The following is a 23,813-nucleotide window of genomic DNA, read 5'->3' as shown; positions in this document are numbered from 1 at the left end:
CCGCCGTCAGGGGCGGTCGCGCCGCTGGCGCGCGGACCAGTCGCGCATGCGCTGGGGGTAGCCGGTGACCTGGGCGTCGTACACCGGGATGCCCAGCTCCCGGGACAGCCGGCGCGCGGTCTCGGGTCCGTCGATGCGGCGCCGGGTCCACTCGCCGTCCGCGGCCACCAGCACGATCGTGGTCTCGGTGACCGCCGTCCGGGGCTCGACGTACCCCTCCACGCCGCGGCGGCCGGCGACGAACTGCTCCAGGTGGGCGACGTCGCCCCGCCCGGCACCGCGGTCCAGCGTGCCGCGGCCCGGCGACCCGCGGCCCGGCGTCCGCCGCCGCAGACGGCCCCACAGCCCCATGCCCGCTCCCGTCCCTCCCGGGTCGCGCTCGGGTCGCGACGTCCGCGCTGGCAACGGTGCGATCCGCCGACGCGTTCCCGGGGTGGCAGGATGGGCGAGGATCATCCCCCGCGCGTGTGAACGGGCGGGTCCCCGGCACCCGAGGAGAGACTCGTGAGCGCACCCACCTCGCCCGCCGACCTGGTCATCCTCGGTGGTGGCTCGGGTGGCTACGCCGCGGCGCTGCGCGCCGCCGAGCTGGGCATGTCCGTCGTCCTGATCGAGAAGGACAAGGTCGGCGGCACCTGCCTGCACCGTGGCTGCATCCCCACCAAGGCGCTCCTGCACAGCGGCGAGATCGCCGACAGCGCGCGCGAGGGCGAGCAGTTCGGCGTCAAGACGTCGCTGGCCGGCATCGACATGGACGGCGTCAACGCCTACAAGGACGGCGTCGTCTCGCGGCTGTACAAGGGCCTGCAGGGGCTGATCAAGAGCCGCGGCATCCAGTACGTCGAGGGCGAGGGCCGGCTGGTCTCCCCCACCGCGGTCGAGGTGGGCGGGCAGCGCTACGAGGGCAAGCACGTGCTGCTCGCCACCGGCTCCTACGCGCGCACCCTGCCCGGCATCGACATCGACGGCACCAAGGTCATCACCAGCGACCACGCGATGAGCCTGGACCACGTACCCACCTCGGCGGTCATCCTCGGCGGCGGGGTCATCGGCTGCGAGTTCGCGAGTGCCTGGAGGTCCTTCGGCGTCGACGTGACGATCGTCGAGGCCCTGCCGCACCTGGTGCCGCTGGAGGACGAGTCGTCCTCCAAGCTGCTGGAGCGCGCCTTCCGCCGCCGGAAGATCAACTTCGAGCTGGGCAGCAAGGTCTCGGGCGTGCAGACCACCGAGAACGGCGTGACCGTCTCGCTGGAGAACGGCAAGGAGATCGAGGCCGAGCTCCTGCTCGTCGCCGTCGGCCGGGGCCCGGTCAGCCAGGGGCTGGGCTACGAGGAGGCCGGCGTCGCGATGGAGCGCGGGTACGTGCTCGTCGACCAGCACATGCGCACGAACGTGGAGACCATCTCCGCCGTGGGCGACCTCGTCCCCAGCCTGCAGCTGGCGCACGTCGGCTTCGGCGAGGGCATCCTCGTCGCCGAGCGGCTGGCCGGGCTGGAGCCGGCGCCGATCGACTACGCCGGCGTCCCCCGGGTCACCTACTCCGAGCCCGAGGTCGCCTCGGTCGGCCTCACCGAGGCCCAGGCCAAGGAGCGCTACGGCGACGTCAAGGTGCTCACCTACGACCTCGGCGGCAACGGCCGCAGCCAGATCCTCAAGACCCAGGGCGCGGTCAAGCTGGTGCAGGCCCCGGACGGCCCCGTGGTCGGCGTGCACATGGTCGGCAGCCGGGTCGGCGAGCTCATCGCCGAGGCGCAGCTGATCTACAACTGGGAGGCCGAGGCCGACGACGTGGCCAGCCTGATCCACGCGCACCCGACGCAGAGCGAGGCCCTGGGCGAGGCGCACCTCGCGCTGGCCGGCAAGCCCCTGCACGCGCACAGCTGACCCACCCCCACCCTCCCCCGGAGCCGAAGGAGCACCGCGTCGATGCCGACGTCCGTCACCATGCCCGCCCTGGGCGAGAGCGTCACCGAGGGCACGGTCACCCGATGGCTCAAGCAGGAGGGTGAGCAGGTCGAGGTCGACGAGCCCCTCCTCGAGGTGTCGACCGACAAGGTCGACACCGAGATCCCCTCGCCGGCCGCCGGCGTGCTCACCAAGATCCTGGTCTCGGAGGACGAGACCGTGGACGTCGGCGCGGAGCTGGCGGTCATCGGTGGGGACGGCGACGGCGGCGCACCGGCCGCCGACCCGGACACCGCCGAGGCCCCGGCCCAGCAGGAGCAGGCCCCGGCGCAGGAGGCCCAGCCGGAGACCGAGCCCGAGCCGGCCCAGGCGTCCTCGGGCGGCGGCGACGGCGCCGACGCGGGCGGCGGCGAGGGCACGAAGGTGACCATGCCGGCGCTCGGCGAGAGCGTCACCGAGGGCACCGTCACCCGCTGGCTGAAGTCGGTGGGCGACGAGGTCACCGCCGACGAGCCGCTGCTGGAGGTCTCCACCGACAAGGTGGACACCGAGATCCCCGCTCCGGTGTCGGGCACCCTGCTGTCCATCTCGGTCGGCGAGGACGAGACCGTGGAGGTCGGCGCGGAGCTGGCCGTCATCGGGTCCGGGTCGGCCGGCGGCAGCGCGCCGTCCGAGCCCGCTCCGGCCCAGCAGGAGACCCCGGCCCCGCAGGAGCCGCAGTCCCAGCAGGAGCAGCGGGACCCCACGCCGCCGGCCCAGGCGACCGAGCCCACCCCGCAGGCCGACCCCACCCCGCAGCAGGCCCAGCCGAAGTCGGAGGCTCCGGGCGCGGACTACGGCACCGGCGGGGTGCTGCCGAGCACCTCGCCCACCGACGCGCCGTCCCCGGCGCAGGCGGTGGCCCCCCAGGCCCCCGCGGCGCCGAAGACCCCGTCCCCCGCGCCCGCCGGGGACGGCGGCGGCCAGTACGTCACCCCGCTGGTGCGCCGGATGGCCGCCGAGCGCGGCGTCGACCTGTCCTCGGTCACCGGGACCGGCGTCGGCGGGCGGATCCGCAAGCAGGACGTCATCGCCGCCGCCGAGAAGGCCGCCGCCCCCGCCGAGGCACCGGCGGAGGCCCCGGCGGAGGCACCGGCCGAGGCGCCGGCCGCAGCCTCGGGCCGGCCGGCACCCAGCCCGTCGCCGGCCGCCAAGCCGGACACCACGCTGCGCGGGCGCACCGAGAAGCTGTCCCGGCTGCGCACCGTCATCGCCCGGCGGATGGTGGAGTCGCTGCAGGTCAGCGCCCAGCTGACCACGGTGGTGGAGGCCGACGTCACCGCCATCGCGCGGCTGCGCGACCGGGCCAAGCGGGACTTCGAGTCCCGCGAGGGCGTCAAGCTGTCCTTCCTGCCGTTCTTCGCCAAGGCGGCGGTGGAGGCGCTCAAGGCGCACCCGGCGGTCAACTCCTCGATCGACCTCGAGGCCGGCACGGTGACCTACCACGACGCGGAGAACCTCGGCGTGGCCGTGGACACCGAGCGCGGGCTGCTGGTGCCGGTGATCCGGGACGCCGGCGACCTCAGCATCGGCGGTCTGGCCCGCAAGATCGCCGACCTGGCCGAGCGGACCCGCGCCAACAAGGTCACCCCCGACGAGCTCGGGGGCGGCACGTTCACGCTGACCAACACCGGCAGCCGCGGGGCGCTGTTCGACACGCCGATCATCAACCAGCCGCAAGTGGCCATCCTCGGCGTCGGCACCGTGGTCAAGCGGCCGGTCGTCGTCCAGGACCCCGGCCTCGGCGAGGTGATCGCGGTCCGGTCGATGGTCTACCTGGCGCTGACCTACGACCACCGCATCGTCGACGGCGCGGACGCCGCCCGCTTCCTCACCACGGTGAAGCAGCGGCTGGAGGCGGCCCAGTTCCACGGCGAGCTCGGCCTCTCCTGACCCAGAGCGCACCACTCGGGGCCCCGGCACCAGCCGGGGCCCCGAGTGCGGCCCGCCCCTCCGAGGAGACACATGAAGGTCGCGGTCACCGGCTCCTCCGGGCTGATCGGGTCACGGCTGGTCCCGGCACTGCGCACCGACGGGCACGAGGTGCTGCGGCTGGTCCGCCGCACCCCGCGCACGGCCGACGAGCACCGGTGGGACCCGCAGCACCGGCGGGTCGGCCCGGCCGTGCTGGCCGACGTGGACGCCGTGGTCAACCTGGCCGGCACGCCGATCCGGCCGCGGCCGTTCACCACCGGCTACAAGGAGCAACTGCGCTCCAGCCGGCTGGACAGCACCGCCACCGTGAGCGGGGCGCTGGCCGCCGCGGCCGCCGCCGACCCGGCCCGCCCGCGGGTGCTGCTGTCGGCCTCCGCCGTCGGCTACTACGGCGACACCGGGGACCGGCCGGTGGAGGAGGACGCGCCGCCCGGCTCGGACTTCCTGGCCCGGCTGTGCGTCGAGTGGGAGGCCGCGACCCGGCCGGCCGAGGACGCCGGCGTCCGCGTCGCCCACCTGCGCACCGGCCTGGTCGTGGGCCGCGACGCGATGCTCGTGCGCATCCTCGGGCTGGTCTTCCGCGCCGGCCTGGGCGGCCGGATGGGGTCGGGGTGGCAGTACTGGCCCTGGATCAGCCTGGACGACGAGGTGGGCGCCATCCGCTTCCTGCTGGGCAGCGACGTCTCCGGCCCGGTCAACCTCACCGGGCCGGCCCCCGTCACCAACGCCGAGTTCGTCCGGCGGCTGGCCGCCGCGGTGCACCGGCCGGCCGTGCTGCCGGTGCCCGGGCCGGTGATCGCCCTTGCGCTCGGTGAGTTCGGCCGGTCCAGCGTCCTGGCCGGCCAGCGCGCGCTGCCGGCGGCCCTGGAGCGGGCCGGCTACCGCTGGACGCACCGTGACCTGGACGCCGCCCTCCGGGCGGCCCTGCAGCGCGCCTGACGGCGGCTCACCCCACCCGCTCGGCCGACGCGATCCGCCACCCGGCCGCGGTGGCCTCCAGCGTCATCAGCACCTCCGCCTCGCCCCGCCCGGCCACCGGGCGCGGCGCCGGCCCCGCCCGGTCGGCCGCCGGCACCACCGCGTAGTCCGGCCAGCGGTCGACCACCCGCAGCACCACCCGCCTGCCGCCGGGCGCCTCCTCCAGGACGGACGCGTCGACCACCTGCGGGGCGAAGCCGCGCACCGCCTCCCCGGCGGCCGCCAGCGCGGCCAGGGTGTCCCGGTCGGCGTCCAGCACGGCGCTGCCGGGGGCGTACACCTCCGCCAGCCGCGCCGCGGAGCCCGCCGACAGCGCCTCCGCACGGCGCCGGTACAGCTCGGTGAGCCGGGCCGCCCAGTCCTCCTCGAGCACGTCGGCCGGCTCCGCCGGCGGGGGGACGGCCACCGGGGCCGGCGGCGCGGCCGGGCCCGGCGGGACCGGTCCGGAGGGCGCCGGTGCGGCCGGTGCGCCGGCGGCCCGGTCGGCGAGGGCGGGCCCCGCGGCCCCGGGCGCCGCCGCCCCGCTCCCCCACGAGACGCCCAGCCACACCAGCCCACCGAGGACCGCCACCGCGGCGAGCGGCAGGGCGGCCCGCCGCAGCAGCGGCGCCGCGGCAGTGGCCCACGAGCGCAGCCCGGTGCGCGTGGAGGGCTCGGACGGCGCCTGGCGGTGCCGGCCGGGGACCTGGTGGGTGAGCTCGGTGCGCGGGCCGCGGCCGGTGCGGGCCAGCTCCTCGTCGGGCACGCCGGCCCGCGGCAGCCGCACCGGCTCCGGCCGGCAGGCGTGCCGCAGGTCGAGCGCGAAGGCGGCCGCCGAGCCCCGGTCGTGCGGGTCGGCGGACAGCCCCCGGGCCACGACGGCGAGCAGCTCCGGCGGGGCTTCGGGGGCGAGCGCGGCGAGGTCGGGCAGCTCGCCGTCCGCGGCGACCCGCAGGGTGTCCGCGGGCGTCGCGGCGTTCCACGGCGCCACCCCGGTCAGCGCGTGGAAGGCCGCCGCGGCCACCCCGAAGACGTCCGAGGCCGGGCCGCACGCGCCGCCGCGGGCGACGGACGGGTCGACGTAGGCCGGCGTCACCTCGCCGGCGGACTCCTCGCCGAGCACGTGCGCCACCCCGAGGTCGGTGAGCACCGGGCGGCCCTCGGCTGTGAACACGACGTTGCCCGGGGACAGGTCGCCGTGCACCACCCCGCGCTCGTGGGCGTGCGCCAGCGCGGCGGCCACCGGGGCCAGCGCGGTGACCACCTCACCCGGCCGCAGCCGCCCGCGGCGGGCGAGCAGGGCGGCCAGGCTGCCGCCGGCGAGCAGGTCGAGCACCAGTGCCACCCGCGGCTGCCCGCCGCGGCGCGGCTCGTGGACGACCTCGTGCAGCCGCACCAGGTGGGGGTGGTCCAGCTCGCCCAGCAGGGCCGCCTCGCGCGCCTGGCGCTCGGCGTCGCCGGCGACCAGCAGCTTCACCGCCACCGGAGCACCACCGGACCGGGGCACCGCCCGCCACACCTCGCCGGACCCGCCGCGGCCCAGCAGCTCCTCCAGCCGGTAGCCGGGGACGACGGGCGCGGGCGGGGACGTCGGCATGGCGGGCACCGTAGGCGGCCGGCCGGGCACCCCGCGGGCGCTGTCCACAGGCGTTGGCGCCGTCCACGGACCCGGCCCGGCCGCGTGCGCCGGCGCCCGGCGGCCTAGGTTCGGGGCATGCCGCTGCCCGCCCGTGCCGAGGTCGTGGTCGTCGGGGCCGGGCTGGCCGGCCTGTCCGCCGCCTGGCGGCTGGCCGCCGCCGGCTGCGACGTGCACGTGCTGGACGCCGCGCGGCACGCCGGGGGCCGGGTGGCCACCGAGGTCGTCGACGGCTTCGTCGTCGACCGCGGCTTCCAGGTGCTCAACGTGGGCTACCCGCGGGTCGCCGACCTGGACCTGGCCGCCCTCGACCTGGGCTGGTTCTGGGCCGGCGCGGTGGTGCGGGTCGACGGCCGGGCGCACCGGGTGGTCGACCCGCGCCGCCGGCCGGCGGAGGTCCTCGGCACGCTGCGCGCCCCGATCGGGTCCCCGGCCCGCAAGGCGGCCATCGCGGGGTTCTCCGCGCGGGCGGCCCTCACCCCGGTCGAGCGGCTGCTGCGGGCGCCGGAGACGACCGCGGAGCAGCGGCTGCGGGCGGCCGGGGTCGGTGACGCGGCGATCGACCGGTTCTTCCGGCCGTTCCTCGCCGGCGTGCTGCTGGAGGACCGGCTGGAGACCTCCAGCCGCTACCTGGACCTGCTCTGGCGCAGCTTCGCCCGCGGGCCCATCGGGCTGCCGGCCCGGGGCATGCAGCGCATCGGGGAGCAGCTGGCCGACCGGGTGGGTGCCGGCCGGGTGCACCTGGGGGTGCGGGTCACCGCGGTGAGCGGCACCGGGGTCACCTCCGACGACGGCCCGGTGCGGGCCGACGCGGTCGTCGTCGCCACCGACCCGGGCACCGCCGCCGCGCTGGTGCCGGCGGTGACCGGCTCGGCGCCCCGGCAGGTCACCACCCACCTGCACGTGCTGCCCGCCTCACCGACCGGGGACCCGCTGGTCGTGCTCGGGACGCCGGGCGGGCGGCTGGTCAACAGCGTCGTGCTCACCGACGCCCAGCCCGCCTACAGCCCCGACGGCCGGGCGCTGGTCGCCAGCTCCAGCCTGGCCCCGACCCGCGAGGCCGAGGTGCGCGGCGAGGTGGCCGCGCTGCACGGCGTCGGCCCCGGCGACCTCGAGCACCTCACCTCGGTCACCGTCACGGGCGCGCAGCCGGCCGCCCTCCCGCCGCTGCAGCTGCGCCGCGCGGTCGACCTCGGCGGCGGCCTGTACGTCTGCGGCGACCACCGCGACACCCCGTCCATCCAGGGCGCCATGGCCAGCGGGGCGCGCACCGCGCGGGCCGTCCTCGCCGCCCTGCGCCCGGCCCGGCGAGGAGCCGCCTGATGCCCGCCACCGCACCGACCATCCTGGCCACGAGCATCGGCTTCGACTCCCGCCGGCGCGGCCCGTACGACTGGGCCCCGGGCCCGGTGTTCGACCTGGCCGCCGAGCTCGCCGGGGCACCCGAGCGCCCCCGGCTGTGCTACCTGGGCACCGCCACCGGCGACGACCCGGTGCGGCTGGCCGGCGTCTACGGCGCGTTCGCCGGCAGCCGGGTGCAGGTCAGCCACCTGAGCCTGTTCCCGATGCCGACGGTGCCCGACGTGCGCGCGCACCTGCTGGCGCAGGACGTGGTCTGGGTCGGCGGGGGCAGCGTGGCCAACCTGCTGGCGGTGTGGCGGGTGCACGGCCTCGACGAGGTGTTCCGGGAGGTGTGGGAGGCCGGCGTCGTGCTCGGCGGGGTGTCGGCGGGGTCGCTGTGCTGGCACGTCGGCGGCACCACCGACTCCCACGGCCCCGAGCTGCGCCCGGTGACGGACGGGCTGGGTCTGATCCCCACGTCCAACGGCGTCCACCACGACGCCGAGGCACAGCGCCGCCCGCTGTACCACCGGCTGGTCGCCGACGGCACGCTGCCCGGCGGGCACGCCACGGACGACGGCGTGGGGCTGGTCTACCGCGGCACCGCGCTGGTCGAGGCGGTCGCGGACCGGCCGGGCGCGGCCGCCCACCGCGTCGAGCGCGGTCCGGACGGAACGGCGGTCGAGACCCGGGTCGAGCCGCGCAGGCTGCGCTGAGCGCAGGCATAGGCTGGGAGCCGTGACTGAGCTGGAGGTCGTCCGGGCGGGCACGGTCCCCTACGAGGAGGCCTGGGAGCGCCAGCGGGCCCTGCACGCGGCCCGGGTCGCCGGCGAGGGCCCCGACACGCTGCTGCTGCTGGAGCACCCGTCGGTCTACACGGCCGGCAAGCGAACCGCGGCCCACGAGCGGCCGCAGGACGGCACGCCCGTGGTCGACGTCGACCGCGGCGGGAAGATCACCTGGCACGGGCCCGGCCAGCTGGTCGGCTACCCCATCGTGGCGCTGCCGGACCCGGTCGACGTCGTCGCCTACGTCCGCCGGCTGGAGGGCGCGCTCATCGAGGTGTGCGCCGGCTTCGGGGTCGAGGCCGGGCGGGTGGACGGGCGCAGCGGCGTCTGGCTGCCCGCCGACGAGCCGGGGCCGGGCAGCCGGTACCGCCCCGAGCGCAAGGTCGCCGCGATCGGCATCCGGGTCGCCCGCGGCGTGACCATGCACGGCTTCGCCCTCAACTGCGACCCCGACCTCGGCGCGTTCGGCGCGATCGTCCCCTGCGGCATCCCCGACGCCGGCGTGACGTCGCTGTCGGCCGAGCTGGGTCGCGACGTGCCGGTCGCCGAGGCGATCGACCCGGTCGAGAAGGCGGTCCGCGCCGCGCTGGCGTCCTGAGCGGGGGCCGGGCGCGCCCGGCCCCCGCTCAGCCCACGACGAAGTTGACCAGCCGGCCCGGGACGGCGACGACCCGGCGGACCGTCCGTCCCGCCAGGTGGGCGGCGACCTTCTCGTCGGCGCGGGCGGCGGCCTCCAGGGCGGCGGCGTCGGCGTCCGCCGGGACGCTGACCTGAGCGCGCACCTTGCCGTTCAGCTGGACGGCGACCTGCACGGTGTCCTCGACCAGCCAGCGGGGGTCGGCGTCCGGGAACGGGTGCCAGGCCAGCGAGGCGTCGTGGCCCAGGCGCGACCACAGCTCCTCGGCGACGTGCGGGGCCAGCGGCGCGACCAGCAGCACCAGCGGCTCGGCCACCGACCGCGGCACCGGCGAGTCGGCGCCGTACACCTGGGTCAGGTGGTTGGTCAGCTCGGTGACCCGGGCGATGGCGATGTTGAACCGCAGGGTGGCGAAGCCGTCACGGACCCCGGCGATCGTCCGGTGCAGGGCGCGCAGGGTGTCCTCGCCGGGCTCGACGTCGGCGGCGCGGGGCGCACCGGTCCCCTCGTCGACGACGACCCGCCAGATCCGCTGCAGCAGCCGCTGCGAGCCGACGACGGCCTTGGTCTCCCACGGGCGGGACTGGTCCAGCGGGCCGGTGGACATCTCGTAGACCCGGAAGGTGTCCGCGCCGTAGGCGGCGATCATCTCGTCGGGCGTCACCATGTTCTTCAGGCTCTTGCCGATCTTCCCGTACTCCCGGTCGACCGGCCGGCCCTCGTACAGGAACTGCCCGTCGCGCTCCTCGACGTCGGCGGCGGGCACGTAGAAGCCGCGCTCGTCGGTGTAGGCGTAGGCGGAGATGTAGCCCTGGTTGACCAGCCGGCGGAACGGCTCCTCGCTGGAGACGTACCCCAGGTCGAACAGCACCTTGTGCCAGAACCGGGCGTACAGCAGGTGCAGCACCGCGTGCTCGACCCCACCGACGTACAGGTCGACCCCGCCGACGTCGCCCGGACCGCGCGGGCCCAGCCAGTAGCGCTCCAGCTCCGGGTCCACCATGCGCTCGTCGTCGCCCGGGTCCAGGTAGCGCAGGTGGTACCAGCACGACCCGGCCCAGTTGGGCATCGTGTTGGTCTCCCGCCGGTACTTGCGCGGGCCGTCGCCCAGGTCCAGCTCGACGGTGGTCCAGTCGGCGGCCCGCGACAGCGGCGGCTCCGGCGCGGAGTCGGCGTCGTCGTCGGCGAAGGTCTTCGGCGAGTAGTCGTCGACCTCCGGCAGCAGCACCGGCAGCATCGCGTCCGGGACGGCGACGGGCAGGTCGGCGTCCTCGCCGTCGATGGCGTACACGATGGGGAACGGCTCGCCCCAGTAGCGCTGCCGGCTGAACAGCCAGTCGCGCAGCTTGTAGGTGGTCGTGGCCTCGCCGGCGCCGCGCGCGGCCAGCCAGTCGACGATCGCGGCCTTGGCGGCGTCGACGTCCAGGCCGTCCAGCGACAGCTCGCCGTTGGCCGAGTTGACCGCCGGGCCGGGCCCGGTCCAGGCCTTCCCGTCGAAGTCCGCGGGCGGCTGCACGGTGCGCACGATGGGCAGCCCGAAGACCTCGGCGAACTCCCAGTCCCGCGCGTCCTGCCCGGGCACGGCCATGATCGCGCCGGTGCCGTAGCCGGTCAGCACGTAGTCGGCGATGAAGACGGGCAGCTCCCGGCCGTCGGCCGGGTTGGTCGCCGTCACGCCCAGCCAGACGCCGGTCTTCTCCCGGCCGGCGTCCTGCCGGTCCAGCTCCGACCGCCGCGAGGCCTGCCGCTGGTACTCCCGCACCGCCTCGGCGGGGGTCGCGGCGCCGGCGGTCCAGCGCGGGTCGGCGCCGTCCGGCCACGCCTGCGCGGTCAGCGCGCCCACCAGCGGGTGCTCGGGGGCCAGCACCACGTAGGTGGCGCCGAACAGCGTGTCCGGCCGGGTGGTGAAGACCTCGATCGTCTCGGGCGCTGCGTCATCCGCCCGCCCCGCCACCCCGACGGGGAACCCGATCCGCGCGCCGGTGGAGCGGCCGATCCAGTTGCGCTGCATCTGCTTGAGCGAGTCCGACCAGTCCAGCCGGTCCAGGTCGGTCAGCAGCCGCTCGGCGTAGGCGGTGATCCGCATCATCCACTGGGTCAGCGGGCGCCGGAACACCGGGAAGTTGCCGCGCTCGGAGCGCCCGTCGGGGGTGACCTCCTCGTTGGACAGCACCGTGCCCAGCCCCGGGCACCAGTTGACCGGCGCCTCGTGCAGGTAGGCCAGCCGGTGCGCGTCGACGACCCGGCGCCGCTCGACGTCGTCCAGCTCCGCCCACGGCCGGCCGGTGGGGTCCGTGCCCGGGTCCGGCTCGCGGGTGCCGGCGTCCAGCTCGGCGACCAGCTCCCCGATCGGCCGCGCCCGGCCGGCGGACCGGTCGAACCACGAGCCGAACACCCGCAGGAAGATCCACTGGGTCCACCGGTAGTAGCCCGGGTCGATGGTGGCGAAGCTGCGGCGGTCGTCGTGGTCGACGCCCAGCCGGCGCAGCTGCGCGCGGATCGCGGCGATGTTGGCCTCGGTGGTGACCCGCGGGTGCTGCCCGGTCTGGACGGCGTACTGCTCGGCGGGCAGGCCGAAGGCGTCGTAGCCCATCGGGTGCAGCACGTTGTCGCCGTCCATCCGGCGGAACCGGCTGGTGACGTCGGTGCCCAGGTAGCCCAGCGGGTGGCCGACGTGCAGCCCGGCGCCCGACGGGTACGGGAACATGTCCATCACGAAGAACTTGGGCCGGCCGGCGACCCGCTCGAAGCCCTCGGCCAGCCGACCGACGGGGTTGGGCGTGTGGAAGGTGCCCTCGGACTCCCAGCGGTCCTGCCAGGCCAGCTCGATGCGCTGCGCCAGGGCGGGCGTGTACCGGTGCGGCGGGACCCCGTCGTCCGGGCCGCCCGCCGGCTGCTGCTCGGCACTCGGCTGCTGGGCCGTCTGGCTCATCGTCGGCGCTCCTGGGTCCTCGGGGTGCTCGTACCGGCGGCGGACACGAAAAGACCCCTCACACAGGAGGGGTCGCCGTGCTGACTGCTGGGTCTGGAGTCAGCACGGCCGCGGGAGGAGGAGCCGCCTGGTCACGCCCTCGATGCTACCGCGCACCGGCGCCCACCCCCGCCACACCCGTGCGGGGCAGGCCACCCCGGGCTCGGATGGAGACGGGGACCGTCCCGGCCGAAGGGGCTGGTGTGCCGTCGACCGCCCGGGCCACCGCCCCGTCCCGCCACGCCCTCGCGCTGACGCTGGCGGCCCTCGCGGTCTTCGCCACCGGTGCGTGGGGCCGGCCGGACGGCGAGGGCTGGGCGGTCGCCTACGACCTCGTCCTCTACAACGCCGTCTACGTCGGCGCCGCGCTCGTGTGCGCCCTCGCGGCGCTCCGCGCGGAGGGCGACCGGCTGGCCTGGTGGTCGATGACGGTCGCGCTCCTCCTGGGTGTCGCGGGCAACCTCGTCTACTCGCTGGTGGTCGCGCGGATGGCGGAGGAGCCGTTCCCGTCGATCGCCGATGCCTTCTACCTCGGCTTCTACGTGCCGCTCTACGTCACCCTCGTCGGGCTGATCCGGGCCCGGGTCGCCCGCTTCCACGCCAGCATGTGGCTCGACGGTGTCGTCGGGGCCCTGGGCGCGGGCGCCGTCGCGGTCGCCGTCCTGCTCGGGCCCGCCCTGGAGGTCACCGAGGGTCACCTGGCTGCGGTGCTGACGAGCCTGGCCTACCCCATCGCCGACGTCGTCCTGCTGGCCCTGCTGGTCGGCGTGGGGGCGATCCTGGGCGTTCGCCGCGACCGGACCCTGCTGCTGCTCGGTGCCGGCATCGTGGCCCAGCTGGTCGGTGACATCGTCTTCCTCGACCTGGCCACCGCCGGGGTGTACGTCGAAGGCGGCCCACTGGACCTCACCTGGCTGGTCGCGATGGCCTCCTTCGCACTCGCCGCGCACCACAGCGACCCCGGTGCCGTCCAGGCGTCCGCGGACGCCGGCGCTCGGGCCGCCACCCGGGTCGGGTGGCGCGTCCTGGCCCTGCCGCTGACCTGCAACCTGGCCAGCCTGGTGATCCTCGCCGCCGGCTACGGGGACCGGTTCTCCGCCGCGGCCGCCTGGCTCGCCGTGGGCTGCGTCGTCGCGGCGCTGGCGCGCACCGCGATCACCTTCCGGGAGGTCCGCGCCTTCAACGAGGTCCGCGAGCAGGCCCGGACCGACGAGCTGACCGGCCTGCCCAACCGGCGGGCGCTGATCGACGAGGCCCGGCGGATGCTGGCCACCGCCACCGCCCGCCATCCCGCGGCGCTCCTGCTGCTCGACCTCGACGGCTTCAAGGAGGTCAACGACAGCCTGGGGCACCACGCCGGCGACAGCCTGCTGGGCCAGGTCGGACCCCGGCTGCGCGGTGCGCTGCGCACCTCGGACACGCTCGCCCGGCTCGGCGGTGACGAGTTCGCCGTCCTGCTGCCCGACGCCGCCCTCGACGTGGCGCAGGCGCGGGCCGAGCAGATCCGGGAGCTGCTGCTGCAGCCGTTCACCGTGGAGGGCACCCGCCTGCACGTGGGCGTGAGCATCGGCGTCGCCACCGCCCCGGTCCCCGCGGCGACGGTGCAGGAGCTGCTCCGCTGTGCGGACGTCGCCATGTACGCCGCCAAGGCCAGCCGGGAGGGCGTGCGGGTCTACGTGCCCGACCCGCACGGCGGCACGGGCGACCGCCTGCACACCATGGAGGAGTTGCGGACGGCGCTGGACGAGGGCGGTCAACTGCTCGTCCACCTGCAACCGCAGGTGGACCTCGAGGACGGGCGCGTCGTCGGCGCCGAGGCCCTCGTCCGCTGGCAGCACCCGACCCGCGGGCTGCTGTCCCCCGCCGACCTGCTGCCCGCCGCGGAGCAGGCCGGGCTGCTGCGCCCGCTCGCCGACACCGTCCTCGAGCTCTCCCTGACCGCAGCGGCCCGGTGGTGGCCCGAGCGCCGCGTGCCGGTCTCGGTCAACCTCTCGGCGGCCGACGTCACCGACCTCGACCTGCCCACCAAGGTCGCCCGGGCCCTGGACCGCCACGGACTCCCGGCCGCCGCGCTGACCCTCGAGCTGGTCGAGGACACCCTGATGGCCGACCCCGAGCGCGGTCGCGCCGTGCTGGGCCAGCTGCGCCGACTGGGTGTCCGGACGTCGATCGACGACTACGGCACCGGCTACAGCTCGCTGGCCTACCTCCGGCACCTGCCGGCCGACGAGCTCAAGCTCGACCGGAGCCTCACCCTCGACGTCGGCCGCGACCCGCGGGCCGCGGCGATCGTGCGGCACACCGTGGCCCTCGCGCACGACCTCGGCCTGACGCTCGTCGCCGAGGGGGTCGAGGACGTCGACACCGCCGCGGTCCTGGCCCGGCTCGGCTGCGACACCGCTCAGGGCCACGCCATCGCCCGACCGATGCCGGTGGAGGCGTTCGTCGACTGGCTGCAGACCCCGGCGCCGCTGTCGAACCCGTAGCGACCGGCCGGTCGACCCGGGGTGTGCCGTCCGCGGGGAGCGGGCAGGATGACCGCCGACACGATTACCGGAGGTGCATCCCGTGTTCCGCAAGAAGACATCCGGCCAGATCATCGGCGAGGAGCTCCAGGAGGGCCTCGCCCACATCGGGACGGCGGTGGCGGAGGCCCGGAGGGCGGCGGCGGAGCAGCTCGGACCGCGCGTGGAGGCCGCCCGCGAGGCGACCGGCCCGGCGCTGGACGCCGCGCGGGGCGCGGTGGTGCCCCGCGTGGCCGCCGCGGCGGCCGTGGCCGCGCCCGCCGTCGAGGCCGCCCGCGACGCGGTCGGCCCCCGGGTGGACGCCGCCCTGGAGGCCATCGCCCCGCGCGTCACCGCCACCCGCGACGCGCTCGGCCCCCGGGTCGAGGCCGCACGGGAGGCCGCCGCGCCGCACCTGGCCGCCGCGGTGACCGCCGCCCAGGCCGCGGCCGGCCGGGCCGCCACCGACCTCGCCCCCCGCGTCGAGGCCGCGCGCGACGCCGCGCAGAAGGCGCTGACCGAGGACGTCGTCCCGCGGCTGACCGCCGCCCAGGCGGCCACGCTGGCGTACGCGGCCCCGCGGGTGCTGGCCGCCCGCGAGGCGGTGACCCCGGTGCTGGAGAACACCCGGGAGTCCCTCGCCTCCGGGCTGACCAGCGCGCGGGACGAGCTCGACCAGCGCCGCCTCGAGCTCACCGCCACCACCGCCGCGGCCCGCAAGCAGGCCGCGAAGAAGCGCGCCGAGCTGGAGAAGGCCGCGGCGAAGAAGCGCCGCGCGGCGGGTGCGAAGGCCGCCCGGGCGGGTAGGGACCTCTCGCGGGGGGCCGGCACCGAGTCCGGGTCGCGGCGGTGGCCGTGGCTGCTCGCCGTCCTCGGCACCGTCGCCGTCGTGGTGGTGGTGCTCCGTCGCCGCAGCGGGGCCGACGACCTGTGGACGCCCGCACCCACCGGCGACGGGCCCGTGCCCAGCTACCGAGAGGACCCCGTGCCCAGTTCACCGAGCAACTCCGGCAAGACCGTGTCCAGCGCCCAGACGATGCCGGGAGACGCCACCCCCGCGGACAGCACCATCGGCGAGCAGCCGCAGCAGCTGGCCTACGGGGAGGCGGAGAACGCCGGCGCCCCCGGGACCGCGACCACCGTGTCGCCGGACCCGGCCATGGACACCGCCACGGCCTCGCCGAACGACCAGCCGCAGACCGGTACCGGCGGCGTGGGCTCCGACGCGGACGACGAGCGCAACCCGACGTCCTGACACCGCGGCACCCCTGAGCAGCAGCGCCCGCCTCGACCGAGGCGGGCGCTGCCGTCTGCGGGGGTACCGTGGTCGATCATGAGCGAGACGGTGGCCCCGACCCCAACCGCCGCGGAGCCGCAGGGCCGCAAGCTGCTCCGCCTCGAGGTCCGCAACAGCCAGGTCCCGATCGAGCGCAAGCCGGAGTGGATCAAGACGCGGCTGAAGACCGGCCCGGAGTACACCGAGCTGAAGTCGCTGGTCCGCCGCGAGGGGCTGCACACGGTCTGCGAGGAGGCCGGCTGCCCCAACATCTACGAGTGCTGGGAGGACCGCGAGGCCACCTTCCTCATCGGCGGCGACCAGTGCACGCGGCGGTGCGACTTCTGCCAGATCGACACCGGCAAGCCCGCCGACTTCGACGCCGACGAGCCCCGCCGGGTCGCCGAGAGCGTCGCCACCATGGGACTGAGGTACGCCACGGTCACCGGCGTCGCCCGCGACGACCTGCCCGACGGCGGCGCCTGGCTGTACGCCGAGACGGTCCGGCAGATCCACGCCCAGCTCCCCGGCTGCGGCGTGGAGCTGCTCATCCCCGACTTCAACGCCGACCCCGCGCAGCTGGCCGAGGTCTTCTCCTCCCGGCCGGAGGTGCTCGCGCACAACGTCGAGACCGTGCCGCGCATCTTCAAGCGCATCCGCCCCGGCTTCCGCTTCGACCGGTCCCTCGCGGTCATCACCGCGGCCCGCGAGGCGGGGCTGGTCACCAAGTCCAACCTCATCCTGGGCATGGGCGAGGAGCCGGACGAGGTGGTGGAGACGATGCGCGCCCTGCACGACGCCGGCTGTGACCTGCTGACCATCACCCAGTACCTGCGGCCCTCGCCGCGGCACCACCCGGTCGTCCGCTGGGTCAAGCCCGACGAGTTCGTCGGCTTCCAGCAGGCCGCCGAGGAGATCGGCTTCCCGGGCGTGCTCGCCGGGCCGCTGGTGCGCAGCTCCTACCGGGCCGGGCGGCTCTACCAGCAGGCCGTCGAGGCCCGCGGTCTCACTCACCAGGTCTGACGGCCGTCCCGCAGGGGCCCGCGCCGAGCGGAGCGAGGCGTGGGGGGAGGGGCGGTCCTACAACTATCCTGGGGACATGGCACGCAGCAGGCCCTCCGACCCCCCCGCGCCCGCCGGCACCGGCAAGGCCGGCACCGGACCCGGTTCCCGCTTCCGCGGCCGGCGCGGGTCGGCGGGGGCCACGGCCTCCGGCCGGGGTGCGGCGAAGGCCGGCAAGGACGGCGGGCCGAAGGTCGGCCGGCTGAAGAAGGTCGCCAACCAGGCCCGCATGATCAAGCAGGCCTACTCCCTCACCCGCCGCAACGACCCCAAGCTGCCCTGGGTGATGCTCATCGCCTTCGTGGCGGTCGCGGCGGTCGTCGAGCTGGTCGGCATCCTGCTGAGCTCGCCGTTCCTCTTCCTGCCGCTGGCGATCGTGCTGGGCCTGCTGGCCGCGCTGATCGTCTTCGGCCGCCGCGCGCAGGGCTCGGCCTACCGCCAGGTGGAGGGCCAGCCGGGTGCCGCGGCGTGGGTGCTCGAGGGCATGCGCGGCGACTGGAAGGTCTCCGCCGGCGTCGCCGGCACCACCCAGCTGGACGCCGTCCACCGGGTGACCGGCCGGCCCGGGGTCATCCTGGTCGCCGAGGGCGTGCCCTCACGGGTGCGCCCGCTGCTGGCCCAGGAGAAGAAGCGGCTCGCCCGGATCGCCGGCGACGCGCCCATCTACGACCTGTTCGTGGGCGACGAGGACGGTCAGGTCCCGCTGCGCAAGCTCAGCGCCCACGTGATGAAGCTGCCCCGCAACCTCTCCGGCGGGGAGCTCAACGCCCTGCGCAAGCGGCTGGCGGCCATGGGCGGCTCCCGGATGCCGGTGCCCGGCGGCCCGCTGCCCGGCGGCCGGCAGATGTCGGTCAGCCAGCGCCAGGTCCGCCGCCGCTAGTCCTGGTGGCCTGCCCGCAGGGCCCCGCCGCGAGCTCCCGGGTGGTGGGGGCGGGGAGGTCCTGTCTCAGTCGCGGACGACGGCGGTGTCGGTGAGCCGGTCGTGCAGCCCGCGGCCGTCGGCGTCCACCACCAGGGCGGGCACGAGGAGCACCAGCAGGGCCGTGCGGACGACGGCCCGCCACAGGGCCACCCGCTCCCCCGCCCGCGGGTGCGCCAGCCGCAGCCCGACCAGCCGCATCCCCGGCGTCTGCCCGAACAGGACCAGGGTGCCCACGGTGATCAGCGCGAAGGACAGCAGGCTCCAGTTGCCGGGCAGCGAGGGGGCAGTGACCAGGCCCGCGACCAGCGCGGCAGCGACCGCGTCGACGGCGAAGGCGCCGACCCGGCTGCTGAAGGACGCCAGCGAGCCCGGGCCCTCGGCGGGCAGGCCCAGGGCTGCACCCCGGCGCCGCTCCTGAGAGGCTGACTGCTCGTCCCCGACCACGGGCCCAGCGTAAGGCGCGCCCGCAGCACCCCCGGCCGGCCGGCAGGCACCCGGCCTGCGACACGCCGGGAGCCGTTGTTACCGGCCCGAAACACCCGAGACACCGCGGAGCAACCGCCCCGCCGTACGTTCGCCACCGGCTGTCCGCCCCAATCCGGAGGATCGATGTTCACCAGTCCCGACGAGGTCGCCGCCTACATCCGCGACAACGACGTCGAGTTCGTCGACGTGCGCTTCTGCGACCTGCCCGGCGTCATGCAGCACTTCACGATCCCCGCGTCGACCTTCGGCGAGGACACGTTCTCCGAGGGCCTCGGCTTCGACGGCTCCTCGATCCGCGGGTTCCAGGCGATCAACGAGTCCGACATGCTGCTGCTGCCGGACGCCAACAGCGCGTTCGTGGACCCGTTCCGCCGGCACAAGACGCTCAACGTCAACTTCTTCATCCACGACCCGATCACCCACGAGGCCTACAGCCGCGACCCGCGGAACGTGGCGAAGAAGGCCGAGGCCTACCTGGCCAGCAGCGGGATCGCCGACACCGCGTACTTCGGCCCGGAGGCGGAGTTCTACATCTTCGACTCCGTCCGGCACTCGACCGGCATCAACGAGGGCTACTACCACATCGACTCCGTCGAGGGCTCGTGGAACTCCGGTGCGCTGACCGGCGAGAACGGCGGCCCCAACCTGGGCTACAAGACCCGGCCCAAGGGCGGCTACTTCCCGGTCGAGCCCTACGACCACTACAGCGACCTGCGCTCGACCATGATGGCCAACCTCACCCGGGCGGGGCTGGAGCTCGAGCGGGGCCACCACGAGGTCGGCACCGGCGGCCAGGCCGAGATCAACTACAAGTTCGACACGCTGCTGCGCTCGGCCGACAGCCTGATGCTGTTCAAGTACATCGTGAAGAACACCGCCTGGGCGCACGGCAAGACCGCCACCTTCATGCCCAAGCCGCTGTTCGGCGACAACGGCTCGGGGATGCACTGCCACCAGAGCCTGTGGAAGGACGGCGAGCCGCTCTTCCACGCCGAGACCGGCTACGCGGGCCTGTCCGACACCGCCCGGCACTACATCGGCGGCCTGCTCGCCCACGCCCCGTCGCTGCTGGCCTTCACCAACCCGACGGTGAACAGCTACCACCGCCTGGTGCCCGGCTACGAGGCGCCGATCAACCTGGTCTACTCCGCGCGCAACCGCTCGGCCTGCTGCCGCATCCCGATCTCCGGCGACAGCCCCAAGGCCAAGCGCATCGAGTTCCGCGTGCCCGACCCGTCGGCCAACCCCTACCTCGCCTTCTCGGCGATGCTCATGGCCGGCCTCGACGGCATCAAGAACAAGATCGAGCCGCCGGCGCCGGTCGACAAGGACCTCTACGAGCTGCCGCCCGAGGAGGCCCTGGGCATCGAGAAGGTGCCGGCCTCGCTGGACGCCGTCCTCGACCGGCTCGAGGTCGACCACGAGTACCTCGTCGACGGCGGGGTGTTCACCCCCGACCTCATCGAGACGTGGATCGAGTACAAGCGGGAGAACGAGATCGACCCGATCCGGCTGCGCCCGCACCCGCACGAGTTCGCCATGTACTACGACATCTGACCGGACACCCGTCGTCGCGGCCCCCGTCCTCTGCGTGAGGACGGGGGTCGCGGTGCGTCATTGGCGCGCAGGCGCCGTGGCCGCCCCCAGGCGGCCCACGTACCGTGCAGGTCGACGTGTCCTTCCCATGGGACGGGGTCCGGACCGGCCGGAGTCGTCCAGGCCGCCTCGTCGTGGTGGGTCCAGCAACGAGAGAGCGAGAGTCCATGACCCCCGACGGCAACCGCACCAGTGTGGCCGTGATCGGTGCCGGCCCCGCCGGCCTGACCGCTGCCTACGAGTTGGTCCGCCGCCAGGTACCGGTCACCGTCCTCGAGGGTGACGCCATGGTGGGCGGCATCAGCCGCACCGCCGAGCGGGAGGGGTGGCGCTTCGACATCGGCGGCCACCGGTTCTTCACCAAGGTGCCCGAGGTGGAGGCGCTCTGGCACGAGATCCTCCCCGACGAGGACTTCCTGCTCCGGCCGCGGATGAGCCGCATCTTCTACGACGGCAAGCTGTACGACTACCCGCTCAAGGCCGGCAACGCCCTGGGCAACCTGGGGCCGGTCGAGGCGGTGCGCTGCGTGGCGTCCTACCTGTGGGCGCGGGTCCGCCCGCCGAAGAACCAGGACACCCTCGAGGGCTGGATCGTCGCGCGGTTCGGCAAGCGGCTCTACGAGCACTTCTTCAAGACCTACAACGAGAAGCTCTGGGGCGTGCCGGTCGACCAGCTGCCCGCGGACTTCGCCGCCCAGCGGATCAAGAACCTGTCGCTGACCGGCGCGGTGCTCAACGCGCTGAAGCCCAAGCGGAACCAGAAGGAGATCACCTCCCTCATCGAGGAGTTCCAGTACCCCAAGTACGGCCCGGGGATGATGTGGGAGGCCGCCGCCCGCCAGGTGCAGGAGCGCGGCGGCACGGTGGTGCTGGAGGAGAAGGTCCGCACCGTGCACTGGGAGCCCGGCCGCGGCGTCACCGGGCTGACCACGGTGGTCACCGGCGGCTACGGGTCCGGCGCGGGCGCCCCGGAGGCGACGCGGACCGACGTCGGCACCGAGAAGCACTACGAGGCCGACCAGGTCATCAGCTCCATGCCGTTCTCCTCGCTGGTGCACGCCCTGGACCCCAAGCCCCCGGCGGAGGTGCTGTCCGCGGCGGACGGGCTGAAGTACCGCGACTTCCTCACCGTCGCCCTGGTGCTGCCGGTCGAGGCCGGCTTCCCCGACAACTGGATCTACATCCACTCCCCCGACGTGCAGGTCGGCCGGATCCAGAACTTCGGCTCCTGGTCGCCGTACCTGGTCAAGGACGGGCGCACCTGCCTGGGCCTGGAGTTCTTCGTCAACGTCGGCGACGACACCTGGAACCGCTCCGACGCCGAGCTCATCGCCCAGGGCGGCCGCGAGCTGGAGCACCTGGGGCTGGCCAAGGCCGCCGACGTGGAGCGCGGCTTCGTCGTCCGGATGCCGAAGGCCTACCCGTTCTACGACGCCGGCTACAAGGAGAACGTCGAGGTCATCCGCCGCTGGATGGAGGCCACCACGCCCAACCTGCACCCGGTCGGCCGCAACGGCATGTTCCGCTACAACAACCAGGACCACTCGATGATGACGGCGATGCTCACCGTGCAGAACATCGCCGACGGGGCCACGCACGACATCTGGGACGTCAACGTGGAGGAGGACTACCACGAGGAGGTCTCCGCGCAGCGCACGGACGCAACGGCGGACGACGTCGGGAGTCCCCGCCCGTCGGCGGCGTGAGTGAGGTGACCGGCGCCCGCCGCGGGCCGGGGTCCCCGCAGGACCCCGCGCCGGCGGCGGGCGCCACCGCGTCGGGGGCCGACCCCGGCGCGCGCCCGGGCCCGGGGGCGCGGGCGCTGCGACTGGCGCGGCGGCACTGGCTGTTCCTCCTGGTCCTGGCGCTGGCCGCGGTCGCCCGCGGCTACGTCACCGCGGCGTACTCGACCGCGCTGTGGTTCCCCGACTCCGGCACCTACGCCGACCGCGCGGCCTCGATGCAGCCCGCCGTCGACCGGCCGTGGGGCTACTCGGCCTTCCTCGCCCTGCTCAACCCGGTGACCACCTACCGCGAGGTGGCCGTCGTCCAGCACGTGCTGGGCCTGGCCATGGTGGCGCTGGTCTACCTGCTGCTGCAGCGCCGCGGCGTCGCCCCCTGGATCGGCGTGCTCGCCGTCCTGCCGCTGGCCTTCGACGCCTACCTGCTGGACATCGAGCACTTCATCCTGGCCGAGACGCTGTTCATGTTCCTGATGACCGGCGCGGTGGTGCTGCTGCTGGTGCGGGAGCGGCCCGGCGCGCTGGTGGCCGGCACGGTCGGCGTGCTGATGGGCCTGCTCACGCTCACCCGCACCGTCGGGCTGTTCCTCATCGGCGTCGTGGCCGTCTACCTCCTGGTGCGGCTGCTGGTCCGGACGCTGCGCTGGACGGCGGTGGTGGCCTTCCTCGTGGGCGTGGCCGCGGTGCTGCTGCCCTACGCGGGCTGGTTCTCCACCGTGCACGGCTCCGTCGCGCTCACCGACTACACCGGCCACTTCCTCTACGGCCGGGTCGCCACCTTCGTGCAGTGCGAGGAGCTCGACGTCCCCGAGCGGCTGCAGCCGCTGTGCCCGGAGGACCCGCCGGAGGAGCGGCGCCCCGGCGACCAGTTCGTCTGGTTCCCCGACAGCCCGGCCAACGCGGTGGAGGACGGCGTCCCGGTGTGGTCGGAGGAGGAGCTCGCGGAGTTCGCCACGATCGCCATCCGGGGGCAGCCGGGGGACTACCTGCGCCAGCTCCTGTCCGAGACGGTGCACTACGTCGAGCCCGGCCGGGTCTCCGGGCCCCAGGACACCTGCCCGGGGTGGTGGGCGTTCCCCTACCCCGACCTGATCGAGCAGTACGACTGCCGGCCGCTGCTCGCGCCGGGCCCGTTCGGCTACGACGCCGGCATGGTCGGCGACCTGCGCTCCTACCAGCGGTACTTCTACACGCCGGGTCCGCTGCTGGGCCTGTGCCTGCTCGTGGGCCTCGGTGCCCTGCTGGCCCGCCGGCGCGGCCGGCGGGACCGGCTGGACCCGGCGCTGCTCGCGCTGCTGGGGCTCACCCTGATGGCCGGTCCGGCGGCCACCGCCTCGTTCGACTTCCGCTACGTGCTGCCCACCCTGGCCGTGCTCCCGCCGGCCGCGGCGCTCGCGCTGCGCGGCGTCGCCCTCGCGGCCGGGCGCGGGCAGCGGGGGCGGCAGCCCGAGGTCACCCCGCCGGAGCCCCGGCCCGAGCCGGCGCCGACCGCCGGACGCTAGGCGGCGTCGCCGGCCAGGTCGATGTCCTCGAGGCCGGCGATGACCTCGTTGGTCTGCAGGGTCACCAGCCAGGCGAGCGCGTGCTCCTCGACCGGCTGGTCGGACACCTGCGCGATGGCGTCCAGCTGGGCGGCGACCAGACCCCGCGCGGCCTGGAACACGTCGGCCGCGGTCACCGCCGTCGCCAGCTCGGCGAGCCACAGCCGGCCGTCGCGCAGCACCCGGACCTCCGGCGCCTCCCCCACCCCCAGGTCGGCGGCGGCACTGGCCAGCAGGGACATCCCGGTGCGCAGCTCGGTGAGCTGCACGCGCCGGTCGGGCGACGAGGGCACGGACACGGGTGCCACCTCTCGGACGGGCCCGCGGAGCCGGGGCGACGTGCCTCCCCACTCGGCAGGGCGAGCCGCGAGGTGCACCGTCGCCGCGCACGGGTGGGACGCCGCGGGTCTCGTGGGACGGGCGGGTCGGACCCCGCTCGGCGACGCGGCCCCGGCCCCCTCGCGGGGACCGGGGC

General features: G+C 75.4%; 18 protein-coding genes. 13 read left to right on the top strand and 5 right to left on the bottom strand.

Annotation, left to right across the window (positions count from 1 at the left end; translation table 11 throughout):
* Nucleotides 1–6: 6 nt before the first annotated feature.
* Complete coding sequence (locus CHB98_RS09945) at nucleotides 7–351, bottom strand: oxidoreductase (protein ID WP_089305442.1); 345 nt, start codon at nucleotides 349–351, stop codon at nucleotides 7–9.
* Between the two features lie 153 nt (nucleotides 352–504).
* Between CHB98_RS09945 and lpdA the strand changes: the two genes are divergently transcribed.
* The 3 genes from lpdA to CHB98_RS09930 all read left to right on the top strand — a co-directional run bounded on the left by lpdA (nucleotide 505) and on the right by CHB98_RS09930 (nucleotide 4,818).
* Nucleotides 505–1,884, top strand: a complete 1,380-nt coding sequence (lpdA, locus tag CHB98_RS09940) for a dihydrolipoyl dehydrogenase (protein ID WP_089305441.1) — start codon at nucleotides 505–507, stop codon at nucleotides 1,882–1,884.
* A 42-nt stretch (nucleotides 1,885–1,926) separates the two neighbouring features.
* Nucleotides 1,927–3,837: a 2-oxoglutarate dehydrogenase, E2 component, dihydrolipoamide succinyltransferase gene (sucB, locus tag CHB98_RS09935; RefSeq protein ID WP_089305440.1), complete on the top strand. Its 1,911-nt coding sequence runs from the start codon at nucleotides 1,927–1,929 to the stop codon at nucleotides 3,835–3,837.
* Nucleotides 3,838–3,909: 72 nt separating this feature from the next.
* A complete protein-coding gene (locus tag CHB98_RS09930; protein ID WP_089305439.1) occupies nucleotides 3,910–4,818 on the top strand; it encodes a TIGR01777 family oxidoreductase in 909 nt (302 codons plus the stop codon).
* A gap of 7 nt (nucleotides 4,819–4,825) precedes the next feature.
* Here the strand turns inward: CHB98_RS09930 and CHB98_RS09925 are convergent, their stop codons facing one another.
* Nucleotides 4,826–6,433: a serine/threonine-protein kinase gene (locus CHB98_RS09925; RefSeq protein ID WP_179224387.1), complete on the bottom strand. Its 1,608-nt coding sequence runs from the start codon at nucleotides 6,431–6,433 to the stop codon at nucleotides 4,826–4,828.
* Nucleotides 6,434–6,550: 117 nt separating this feature from the next.
* On the opposite strand from CHB98_RS09925, the gene CHB98_RS09920 reads away from it, so the two are divergent.
* The 3 genes from CHB98_RS09920 to lipB are packed head-to-tail and all read left to right on the top strand — an operon-like array spanning nucleotide 6,551 to nucleotide 9,199.
* On the top strand, nucleotides 6,551–7,795 hold the full coding sequence (locus tag CHB98_RS09920; protein ID WP_089305437.1) for an NAD(P)/FAD-dependent oxidoreductase: 1,245 nt from the start codon (nucleotides 6,551–6,553) through the stop codon (nucleotides 7,793–7,795).
* Nucleotides 7,795–8,529, top strand: coding sequence for a Type 1 glutamine amidotransferase-like domain-containing protein (locus tag CHB98_RS09915; protein ID WP_089305436.1), 735 nt, complete (start codon nucleotides 7,795–7,797; stop codon nucleotides 8,527–8,529). The genes CHB98_RS09920 and CHB98_RS09915 overlap by 1 nt, the downstream gene beginning before the upstream one ends.
* A 22-nt stretch (nucleotides 8,530–8,551) precedes the next feature.
* A complete protein-coding gene (gene lipB / locus CHB98_RS09910) occupies nucleotides 8,552–9,199 on the top strand; it encodes a lipoyl(octanoyl) transferase LipB (protein ID WP_089305435.1) in 648 nt (215 codons plus the stop codon).
* A gap of 28 nt (nucleotides 9,200–9,227) precedes the next feature.
* On the opposite strand, the gene leuS is transcribed toward lipB, so the two are convergent.
* Entirely contained in the window at nucleotides 9,228–12,170 is a 2,943-nt protein-coding gene (gene leuS / locus CHB98_RS09905) for a leucine--tRNA ligase (protein ID WP_089305434.1), read from the bottom strand.
* 242 nt (nucleotides 12,171–12,412) lie between these two features.
* Here leuS and CHB98_RS09900 point away from each other — a divergent pair, with 242 nt between their 5' ends.
* From CHB98_RS09900 to CHB98_RS09885, 4 genes are all read left to right on the top strand, one after another.
* On the top strand, nucleotides 12,413–14,695 hold the full coding sequence (locus tag CHB98_RS09900) for a putative bifunctional diguanylate cyclase/phosphodiesterase (protein ID WP_245821049.1): 2,283 nt from the start codon (nucleotides 12,413–12,415) through the stop codon (nucleotides 14,693–14,695).
* 82 nt (nucleotides 14,696–14,777) lie between these two features.
* A complete protein-coding gene (locus CHB98_RS09895) occupies nucleotides 14,778–15,968 on the top strand; it encodes a hypothetical protein (RefSeq protein WP_089305432.1) in 1,191 nt (396 codons plus the stop codon).
* Nucleotides 15,969–16,046: 78 nt separating this feature from the next.
* Entirely contained in the window at nucleotides 16,047–17,012 is a 966-nt protein-coding gene (gene lipA / locus CHB98_RS09890; protein ID WP_089305431.1) for a lipoyl synthase, read from the top strand.
* A 76-nt stretch (nucleotides 17,013–17,088) separates the two neighbouring features.
* Nucleotides 17,089–17,931: a DUF4191 domain-containing protein gene (locus CHB98_RS09885; protein WP_089305430.1), complete on the top strand. Its 843-nt coding sequence runs from the start codon at nucleotides 17,089–17,091 to the stop codon at nucleotides 17,929–17,931.
* A 66-nt stretch (nucleotides 17,932–17,997) separates the two neighbouring features.
* Here the strand turns inward: CHB98_RS09885 and CHB98_RS09880 are convergent, their stop codons facing one another.
* A complete protein-coding gene (locus CHB98_RS09880; protein ID WP_089305429.1) occupies nucleotides 17,998–18,417 on the bottom strand; it encodes an RDD family protein in 420 nt (139 codons plus the stop codon).
* Between the two features lie 165 nt (nucleotides 18,418–18,582).
* Here CHB98_RS09880 and glnA point away from each other — a divergent pair, with 165 nt between their 5' ends.
* The 3 genes from glnA (at nucleotide 18,583) to CHB98_RS09865 (ending at nucleotide 23,299) form a co-directional block, all read left to right on the top strand.
* Nucleotides 18,583–20,016 (top strand): type I glutamate--ammonia ligase, encoded by a 1,434-nt coding sequence (gene glnA / locus CHB98_RS09875; RefSeq protein ID WP_089305428.1) that lies wholly within the window; start codon nucleotides 18,583–18,585, stop codon nucleotides 20,014–20,016.
* Nucleotides 20,017–20,222: 206 nt separating this feature from the next.
* A complete protein-coding gene (locus CHB98_RS09870; RefSeq protein ID WP_089305427.1) occupies nucleotides 20,223–21,761 on the top strand; it encodes an NAD(P)/FAD-dependent oxidoreductase in 1,539 nt (512 codons plus the stop codon).
* A complete protein-coding gene (locus CHB98_RS09865; RefSeq protein WP_089305426.1) occupies nucleotides 21,758–23,299 on the top strand; it encodes a phospholipid carrier-dependent glycosyltransferase in 1,542 nt (513 codons plus the stop codon). The genes CHB98_RS09870 and CHB98_RS09865 overlap by 4 nt, the downstream gene beginning before the upstream one ends.
* Here CHB98_RS09865 and CHB98_RS09860 read toward each other — a convergent pair.
* The gene (locus CHB98_RS09860; RefSeq protein WP_089305425.1) at nucleotides 23,296–23,637 is read right to left on the bottom strand and encodes a hypothetical protein; all 342 of its coding nucleotides are present in this window, start codon (nucleotides 23,635–23,637) and stop codon (nucleotides 23,296–23,298) included. The two genes, CHB98_RS09865 and CHB98_RS09860, sit on opposite strands and share 4 nt — an antisense overlap.
* Nucleotides 23,638–23,813: the final 176 nt, after the last annotated feature.

The organism is Geodermatophilus pulveris (assembly GCF_900188375.1).
In the GTDB taxonomy this organism is placed as follows: Bacteria; Actinomycetota; Actinomycetes; order Mycobacteriales; family Geodermatophilaceae; genus Geodermatophilus; species Geodermatophilus pulveris.
The sequence above is the reverse complement of the archived record's forward strand: the minus strand, read 5'-3'. Positions and strand labels throughout refer to the sequence as shown.

Coding starts and splice junctions, on each gene's coding strand:
- CHB98_RS09920 (WP_089305437.1), top strand. CDS start 6,551: ATGCCGCTGCCCGCCCGTGCCGAGGTCGTGGTCGTCGGGGCCGGGCTG.
- sucB (WP_089305440.1), top strand. CDS start 1,927: ATGCCGACGTCCGTCACCATGCCCGCCCTGGGCGAGAGCGTCACCGAG.
- CHB98_RS09930 (WP_089305439.1), top strand. CDS start 3,910: ATGAAGGTCGCGGTCACCGGCTCCTCCGGGCTGATCGGGTCACGGCTG.
- CHB98_RS09925 (WP_179224387.1), bottom strand. CDS start 6,433: ATGCCGACGTCCCCGCCCGCGCCCGTCGTCCCCGGCTACCGGCTGGAG.
- CHB98_RS09885 (WP_089305430.1), top strand. CDS start 17,089: ATGGCACGCAGCAGGCCCTCCGACCCCCCCGCGCCCGCCGGCACCGGC.
- lipA (WP_089305431.1), top strand. CDS start 16,047: ATGAGCGAGACGGTGGCCCCGACCCCAACCGCCGCGGAGCCGCAGGGC.
- CHB98_RS09870 (WP_089305427.1), top strand. CDS start 20,223: ATGACCCCCGACGGCAACCGCACCAGTGTGGCCGTGATCGGTGCCGGC.
- leuS (WP_089305434.1), bottom strand. CDS start 12,170: ATGAGCCAGACGGCCCAGCAGCCGAGTGCCGAGCAGCAGCCGGCGGGC.
- CHB98_RS09915 (WP_089305436.1), top strand. CDS start 7,795: ATGCCCGCCACCGCACCGACCATCCTGGCCACGAGCATCGGCTTCGAC.
- CHB98_RS09945 (WP_089305442.1), bottom strand. CDS start 351: ATGGGGCTGTGGGGCCGTCTGCGGCGGCGGACGCCGGGCCGCGGGTCG.
- glnA (WP_089305428.1), top strand. CDS start 18,583: ATGTTCACCAGTCCCGACGAGGTCGCCGCCTACATCCGCGACAACGAC.